5 protein-coding genes and 1 riboswitch are annotated in these 8,126 nt (G+C 63.3%); of the genes, 4 read left to right on the top strand and 1 reads right to left on the bottom strand.

All coding sequences use genetic code 11. The features are described from left to right. Positions 1–207 precede the first annotated feature (207 nt). Positions 208–1,788 (bottom strand): BCCT family transporter, encoded by a 1,581-nt coding sequence (locus ACVOLI_RS14460; RefSeq protein ID WP_481614951.1) that lies wholly within the window; start codon positions 1,786–1,788, stop codon positions 208–210. Positions 1,789–2,066: 278 nt separating this feature from the next. Then, a riboswitch (TPP riboswitch) is annotated at positions 2,067–2,168 on the top strand. Between the two features lie 115 nt (positions 2,169–2,283). Here ACVOLI_RS14460 and thiC point away from each other — a divergent pair. The 4 genes from thiC (at position 2,284) to ACVOLI_RS14440 (ending at position 8,122) form a co-directional block, all read left to right on the top strand. After that, positions 2,284–4,158, top strand: a complete 1,875-nt coding sequence (gene thiC, locus ACVOLI_RS14455; protein WP_481614950.1) for a phosphomethylpyrimidine synthase ThiC — start codon at positions 2,284–2,286, stop codon at positions 4,156–4,158. A gap of 106 nt (positions 4,159–4,264) precedes the next feature. Further along, complete coding sequence (locus ACVOLI_RS14450) at positions 4,265–4,855, top strand: DUF4136 domain-containing protein (protein WP_296251861.1); 591 nt, start codon at positions 4,265–4,267, stop codon at positions 4,853–4,855. A 56-nt stretch (positions 4,856–4,911) separates the two neighbouring features. Beyond that, a complete protein-coding gene (locus ACVOLI_RS14445; protein WP_296251859.1) occupies positions 4,912–5,595 on the top strand; it encodes an ion channel in 684 nt (227 codons plus the stop codon). A 241-nt stretch (positions 5,596–5,836) separates the two neighbouring features. Continuing rightward, a complete protein-coding gene (locus tag ACVOLI_RS14440; RefSeq protein ID WP_481614949.1) occupies positions 5,837–8,122 on the top strand; it encodes a winged helix-turn-helix domain-containing protein in 2,286 nt (761 codons plus the stop codon). The last annotated feature ends 4 nt before the right edge of the window (positions 8,123–8,126 follow it).

Raw genomic sequence — 8,126 nt, 5'->3', positions numbered from 1 at the left:
GCGAAAGGGAGGGGGCCGTTCCTGGCGATCTACAAGATGGCGACGTAGCCGCTTCTACCCCCTCCCTTTCGCGCAGCGAAGGGGAGGGTTGGGGAGGGGGAGCTCTTCGCTGCCGTCCTTACCACCCAATTGTCCAGCCACATCGCGCAGCTGGATGCGAAGCCAGCCAGATGCGCCGCGGCAATTCACAGCTCCCGCAGCTCCCGCCTACTTGTCCAGACCTGGCGAACGCTCAGTGACTGCACGTGCTTCTTCCTGTGCTGCCTGCTCGCGCTCGATCCATGCCTCCATCATGTGCCGTGCGCGCTGCGCGAGCCGGCGCTGGCGGTTGTGCTCGGCGTCCAGCACGCGGTACAGCGATACCATCACCAACACCATCAACAGCGCGAATGGCAAAGCTGCAATGGTGATCATGCCCTGCAGTGCATCCAACCCACCTGCGAGCAGCAGAACCGCTGCGATCAGTGCAATGGCAATGCCCCACACCAGCTTGCGTGACAGCGGCGGATCGCCGGCCTCATCGGTGGACATGCTGGCCAGCACCAGCACCGCGGAATCGGCCGAGGTGACGAAGAAGATGACCAGCAGGACCAAGGCCAGGCCCGCGAGCAGCAAGGAGGCTGGCATGCTGTCGAACAGCGTGAACAATACCGTCTCATAGCCATTGCCCAACGCCTGGACCAGATCGGCGTGGCCAGACAGATGCGCCCACAGCGCAGTGCCACCGAACACGGAGAACCACAGGAAGCCGAGCAGGGTTGGCGCCAGCACCACCCCGACCACGAACTCGCGCACGCTGCGGCCACGTGATACCCGCGCAATGAAGGAACCCACGAACGGCGCCCAGGCAATCCACCAGGCCCAGTAGAAGATGGTCCAATCCGCGACCCAGGTGCTGCCCGAGAAGGGCGACATGCGCAGGCTCATTGTCACCAGCTGGTTCAGGTAGGCGCCCAGCGTGGTGGTGAAGGTGTCGAAGATGAAGCCAGTAGGGCCGAGCACCAGCACTGCGGCAAGCAGCAATGCCGCCAGCGCCAGATTGAAGTTGGACAACCACTTGATGCCACGGTCTACGCCGCTGGTGGTGGAGAGCATGTAAAGCACGAAGGCGATGGCGATGACGGTCATCTGCAGTGGCACGCCTGCGGTGACACCGAACACACGTTGCATGCCGGCGGCGATCTGGATGGTGCCGAATCCCAACGTGGTGGCGACACCGATTGCGGTGGCGACCACCGCTGCGATATTCACCAGCTTGCCAACCCAGCCACGATGATGGCGGCCGATGACCGGTTGCAGCATGTCGCTGATCAGGCCGCGACCATTGCGGTTGTACTGGAACCAGGCCATTGCCAGCCCGATCAATGCATAGATCGCCCACGGGTGCAGGCCCCAATGGAAGAACGAGTAACGCATCGCGGCACGGGCGGCATCCATGCTTTGCGGCGGCAGGCCTTCCGGCGGGGTGACGAAATGCGATATCGGCTCGGCCGCGCCCCAGAACACCAGGCCGATGCCCATGCCGGCGGCGAACAGCATCGACAGCCAGCTGGCGCGGGAGAAGTCCGGCTCGGCATCTTCACCGCCGATGCGCAGGCTGCCGAAGCGGCCGAACGCCAGGTACAGCAGGAAAGACAGTGTCAGGAACACGATCAGCAGGTACATCCAGCCAGCGCCACGCACCACCTGGGCCAGCGCGGCCTGTACCACGTCGTTGAAGGGACCGGGCGCGAGGCCGGCCATCAGCACCAGTAGCGCTACCAGTGCAATGGAAATACGAAACACCATGAAGGAGCTTCTCCGATCAAATGAGCGATTGAGGGGAGCGAGCCTGAGCTTGCAGGACAACCGGCTGGCACCATGGCGCCGGGCCGGGAAAGGAGGGGCGGCAAGCGCCGCAAGGCAGTCATTCGAAACGAGCCTGCGCGCGATGTTACTGAATGGCGCGTCACGATTACGTTAGTGGCCTGTGACGCTGTGCAAGGAGACGCCTGCGGTCAGCAGCTGCAGCCCGTTGACCGCTGTTCCTGCCGGCTTGGCTTTCCCATCGATTGCAGGTCTAATGACGCCCGAAGCGGGGGTACCGTGGCCATTGGGTCGCGGTTGAGACATACCCTTCGAACCTGATCCGGCTCATACCGGCGTAGGGAAGCTTCGTGTGCCGCCAGTCGATGTGCCCGCTATGGGCCAGGGCCGGGTGGCGTGCGCCTTCGCTTCGTTCCGTCATGCGAATCCCTCGCGTGGCCTTCGCACCCCGCGTGTGGATAGACAGGACGAATGCCAATGAACGCACAGCCCAGCCTGCAGCAGCAGGCCCAGCAACTCTCCGAATCCGTGACCCGGCCGATTCCTGGTTCGCGCAAGATCTTCGTCGCTGGTTCGCGTCCGGACCTGCAGGTGCCGATGCGCGAGATCGCGCTGACCCGCACGCCCACCCTGTTCGGCGGCGAAGAGAACCACCCGGTCACCGTGTATGACACCTCCGGCCCGTATACGGATCCGCAGGCCAACATCGATCTGGCAGCGGGGCTGGCGGCGGTGCGCAGCGCCTGGATCGAGGAGCGCGGGGATACCGAGCAGTTGGCCGGTCTCAGCTCCGAGTTCGGTCGTGGTCGCCAGCACGATGCCCGGCTGGATGCGGTGCGCTTTCCTGGCCGCACGCTGCCGCGCCGCGCGATTGGTACCGCCAATGTCACCCAGATGCACTATGCGCGGCGCGGCATCGTTACCCCGGAGATGGAGTACGTCGCCATCCGCGAGAACCAGCGCTTGGATGCGGTGCGTGATGCAGGACTGCTTGCCCAGCATCCAGGGCAGAGCTTCGGCGCCAGCATCCAGCAGATCATCACCCCGGAGTTCGTGCGCGATGAGATCGCGCGCGGCCGCGCGGTCCTGCCGAACAACATCAACCACCCCGAGTGTGAGCCGATGATCATCGGCCGCAACTTCCTCACCAAGATCAACGCCAACATCGGCAACAGCGCGGTGTCGTCGGGCATAGCCGAGGAAGTGGAGAAGCTGGTGTGGGCGATCCGCTGGGGCGGCGACACGGTGATGGATCTGTCCACCGGCAAGCACATCCATGAGACGCGCGAGTGGATCGTGCGCAACTCACCGGTGCCGATTGGCACGGTGCCGATCTACCAGGCGCTGGAGAAGGTGGATGGCCGGGCCGAGGAGCTGACCTGGGAGATCTTCCGCGACACCTTGATCGAGCAGGCCGAGCAGGGGGTTGATTACTTCACCATCCACGCCGGGGTGTTGCTGCGACACGTGCCACTGACTGCCAAGCGTGTCACCGGCATCGTCTCGCGCGGCGGTTCGATCATGGCCAAATGGTGCCTGGCGCACCACAAGGAAAATTTTCTCTACACGCACTTCGAGGACATCTGCGACATCATGAAGGCCTACGACGTGTCCTTCAGTCTCGGTGACGGGCTGCGCCCGGGCTGCATTGCCGATGCCAACGACGCGGCGCAGTTCGGCGAACTGGAGGCGCTGGGCGAGCTGACCAAGATTGCCTGGAAGCATGATGTGCAGACCATCATCGAAGGTCCCGGCCATGTGCCGATGCAGCTGATCAAGCAGAACATGGACAAGCAGCTGCAGGAGTGTGGCGAAGCGCCGTTCTATACGTTGGGGCCGCTGACCACCGATATCGCGCCGGGCTACGACCACATCACCAGCGCGATCGGTGCGGCGATGATTGGTTGGTACGGCACCGCGATGCTCTGCTACGTTACGCCGAAGGAACACCTGGGGTTGCCCAACCGGCAGGACGTGCGCGACGGCATCATGGCGTACAAGATCGCTGCGCATGCCGCCGATCTTGCCAAGGGCCATCCGGGTGCGCAGGTCCGCGACAACGCCTTGAGCAAGGCGCGCTTCGAATTCCGCTGGGAAGACCAGTTCAATCTCGGTCTGGATCCGGAGAAGGCCAAGGAATTCCATGACGAAACGCTGCCCAAGGATGCACACAAGCTGGCCCACTTCTGTTCGATGTGCGGCCCGCACTTCTGCTCGATGAAGATCACCCAGGATGTGCGTGAGTACGCGGCCGAGCAGGGCGTGGATGAAGGGCTGGCGTTGGCGGCGGGGATGGCCGAGAAATCGGCGCAGTTCCGCGAGCAGGGCGCGCAGGTCTACCGGATCGAGTAGACCCGCGGTACGGGGCGGGGCATCCCGGCGGGTGCCCCGGCCCTTGATTGACGCCGGGACGTCGACGGACGTGTTAGCGTGCGCTCGTCCACACCAGGGGTAGGCCATGAAACTTCGCTTCGTTTCCTTGCTTCTCGTCTTGTCCTCGCTGCTCCTGCTGGGTGCCTGCGCCAGCACGCCGCGTGTAGCCAGCCAGGCCGATCCGACTGCCGACTTTTCGCGCTACCGCAGCTTTGCGTTCTACACCCCGCTGGCGCTCGAGCAGCACGGCTATACCACCATCACCAGCAACCGCATCCGCGCCGCGGTGCGCACGCAGATGGAGTCACGTGGTTACCGGTTCGATGAAGCCAACCCGGACCTGTGGGTGAACCTCAACGCCTACCTGCAGGACAAGACCCAGGTCACCACGATGCCGGAAGTGGATTACGACTATTACTACAGCTACCGCGCCCGCGGTTATGTCGCCGTGCCGTACTGGCGTGACCGCACCGACGTGCGCCAGTACACCGAAGGCACCTTGAACATCGACGTGGTGGATGCGCGGAAGAAGCAGCTGGTCTGGGAAGGCGTCGCGGTCGGTACGGTGGGGCGGGTGAAGCCGGAGCAGCGCGGCGAGCGCATTGATGCCGCGGTGGCCGCGATCTTTGCCGCTTACCCGTATCGCGCCGGGATGGCGACCAGTCCGGGCCCCTGAGGTCCGCTCCTGCGGGCCTTGGCTCAACCACACCGTTCGGCACCGGCAATGAAGGGATGCGTATGCAGTCGCGCTTGAGATTGATCGTGATGGCGCGCAGGCACCCATCGGCATGGTTGCTGGCGGTGCAATTACTGGGCGTGCTGCTTTACCCGGCGATGGAGCACATGCCGGCCGGACGCGCGTTGTTCGGCGCGTTCGGCATGGTGGTACTGGGGTTGGCGGTGTGGGTGGTGCGGCGCAGTCCGCTGCTGCTGTGGCTGGCGCTGACGCTGGCCATTCCGGCCGTGGTGTTCTCCATCGCTGGTGCCTTGTTGGGGCGCCATTCGCTGGTCGCGGTGGCGCAGGCATTCGAGAGCCTGCTGTACTTCTATACCTCGTGCAGTTTGATTGCCTACATGCTGCAGGACCACAAGGTCACGCGCGATGAGCTGTTTGCTGCGGGTGCTACGTTTACCTTGCTGGCCTGGGCGTTCGCGTTTGCCTATTCAGTTTGCCAGCACGTCTATCCGGGCAGTTTTGTGGCCACCAGCGAAGGTGATTTCAGGAGCTGGGTCGAGCTGCTTTATCTCAGCTTCAGCTTGTTGTCAGGGGTAGGTCTGAGCGACGTGGTGCCAGTGCATCCACAAGCACGTGCATTGGTGATGTTGGAGCAGTTTGCAGGCGTTATGTACGTTGCCTTGGTGGTTTCGCGGCTGGTTGGCCTGACCATCTACAAGGCAGAAAAAACTGAACGCTAGTTAAAAAAATCGCGCCGTGCGGCGCGAATCATGTAGCTGATTATGTAATTTCGTCGGCGAGAGAGAGCCTGATGTCGTCCACGTGTGGCACGTGGGGAACTTGGTTAGAGTAATATCTGTTCCAGATAAAACATTTGCTCTGTGCGTTGATGCCTTTTGCGGAATTTGGCGGCTTGTAAGGGCGTGGACCCGGAAAGCTGGACACAGGATTCGTGTCCGCCAGCGATTTTGAAAGACCGCGATGGCAACGAACCCCACCGAAAAACCTAGCTCTGACCGACTGCGCGTCGGTGAGTGTCTGGTGGTGCTTTCCTCTCGCGAGGTGCATCTGCCAGGGACACGCAAGATCCAGCGGCTCACACCAAAATCGGTGGGGGTGTTGTTGGCGCTTGCGCGCAGGCCGGGGCAGGTGGTGACGCGCGAAGAGCTGTTCGCCGAGGTCTGGCCGGACACCATGCCGACCAATGACGTGCTGACCCAGGCGGTCACCCAGTTGCGCAAGGCCTTCGCAGCCACTGAAACGAGCGACGGCACCAGCTATATCGAAACCATCGCCAAGACCGGCTATCGCCTGCTGGCGCCAGTGTCGTGGGAGGCGAAAGCGGAAGCGGAGACGCCTGCGTTTGACGTGCCTGCCGCCATTGAAGCAGATGCTGTCACAGTGGATGTGGTGCCCGCGCCGGTGCAGGATGACGGGCGCAACAAGCGTCGGAAGATGCGCCGTGTGGCCCTGCTGGTTGTTGGCATCGTCCTGTTGCTCAGTACCGTGGTTATGGCATGGCTGCTGTGGGGACGTGACGCACCGTCGCCCGAGGATGCTGCGGTCGTCGAGGGCAATCGCGTGGTGGGTAGTCCAGCGCGACCCTACCGTCTCATCACCGCTACCGAAGGCGTCGAGGTGAACCCCTCGCTTTCGCCAGACGGTGCCTTGGTCGTGTTTGCGCGCGAGGAAGACAATCGCTCAAGCCTCTGGATACAAAGCGTTGGCAATGCAGTCGCAACGCCTTTGCTGAGCACGCCCGCGGGCGCATCCGATCGCTTCCCGGTGTGGTCGCCCAACGGGCGCAGCGTCGCCTTCGCGCGATTCCTGCCGCAAGGTGATTGCGAAGTGTTGGTGGTGTCGGCGACCGGTACCGGGCTGCGCCGTGTCACCCGCTGTGATGGCACCGACATGCTCAGTTTTGACTGGGCACCTGATGGACAGAGCCTGCTGTTCGGCTCGATGACCGGGCGCTATGCCAGCCGCGGCATCCGCAGCTTGAACCTGGCATCCGGGCGCTGGTCATCGCTGCAGTACGAGATGGGCGCCGATGACTTCGACTATGCGCCGCGCTATTCGGCGGATGGCAAGAAGATCGGCTTCGTGCGTAATCCGCAGGTGGGCGACATGTGGATGATGGATGCCGACGGTGGCAATGCGCAGCGTTTGACCGACGAAGCGGCGGAAATACGCGGTTGGAGCTGGTTGGGCCCGGACGAAATGGTGTTCGGCCGCCGCATCGACAGCGAGTCGCGCCTGTACCGGCTGGATGTGGCTACCCGCCTGCTGCGCGATATGGGCATCGACAACGCGCAGAGCCCGGCGGTATCGCGTGGCGGCGGCAACCTTGCCTTCATGCGCAGCCAGCTGCAGTACGGCTTGTTCCGCATTCCGTTGGGTGTCAATGCAGGTGCGCCGCAACGATTGTTCGCTTCTTCAGCGCGTGATGGCCAGCCAATGGTTTCGCCGGATGGCGCGCAGTTGGCGTTTACCTCCGATCGCTCCGGCGCGTTTGCGCTGTGGTGGGCGCGATTGAATGAACCGGCATCGCTGCAGATGATCGAGGGAATGCATCCGGAGGCCCGCCAACCAATGGATTGGGCAGCCGATGGGCGGCAGCTGCTGGTGACCGGGCGTGATGCCGACGGCGTACCTGGGATCTACGAAGTGGCGCCCGAAGAAGGGCATTGGGTAAAACTGGCGGTGCCGGTTCGTGAGCCACTGCAGGCAGTCTATGGGCCTGCACCAAATACCTTGCTGGTGGTGGAGCGGGGCGACGACGAGCGCATGGCGCTGACCCTGTTCGACCGCAGCCAGCAGCCATGGAAACGACTGGCGTCACTGGATGGCGTGTCGCAGGTGCGCTATGACCGTGCTGGGCAACGCATCCTGTTCACGCGTCTGGCCAGCGGCGGACTCTGGCAGTCCGCGCCGGGTCTGGCCGCGGACAGCGTGAAGCCGGTGCATGCCGAGTTGCCCAGCCGCTGGCGCTATCGCACCTGGGCTGTAGCGGGTAACGGTGCGGTCGAGTATCAGGACATCAGCCGCGACTGCAGCAGCCGTCTGACCGCCATCGCTGGCGATGGCAGCAGCCAGTGCCTGGACGCGACGCGTTTCAGTGCCGGCAATGGATTGAGCCTGGCGCCCGATGGCAGCGCGGTTTTCATCGCTTTGGCCACCGCCGACAACACAGATATCGGGGTGATGCGGGTTCCGCTACGCGCGCCTCGAAGGGTGATGGGACTCGCTAAGTGGTTGTCACCGTAAAGAA

Source organism: Stenotrophomonas sp. STEN029 (genome assembly GCF_056760015.1).
Note: the sequence above shows the minus strand (reverse complement) of the source record. Positions and strands in the feature narration are given on the sequence as shown.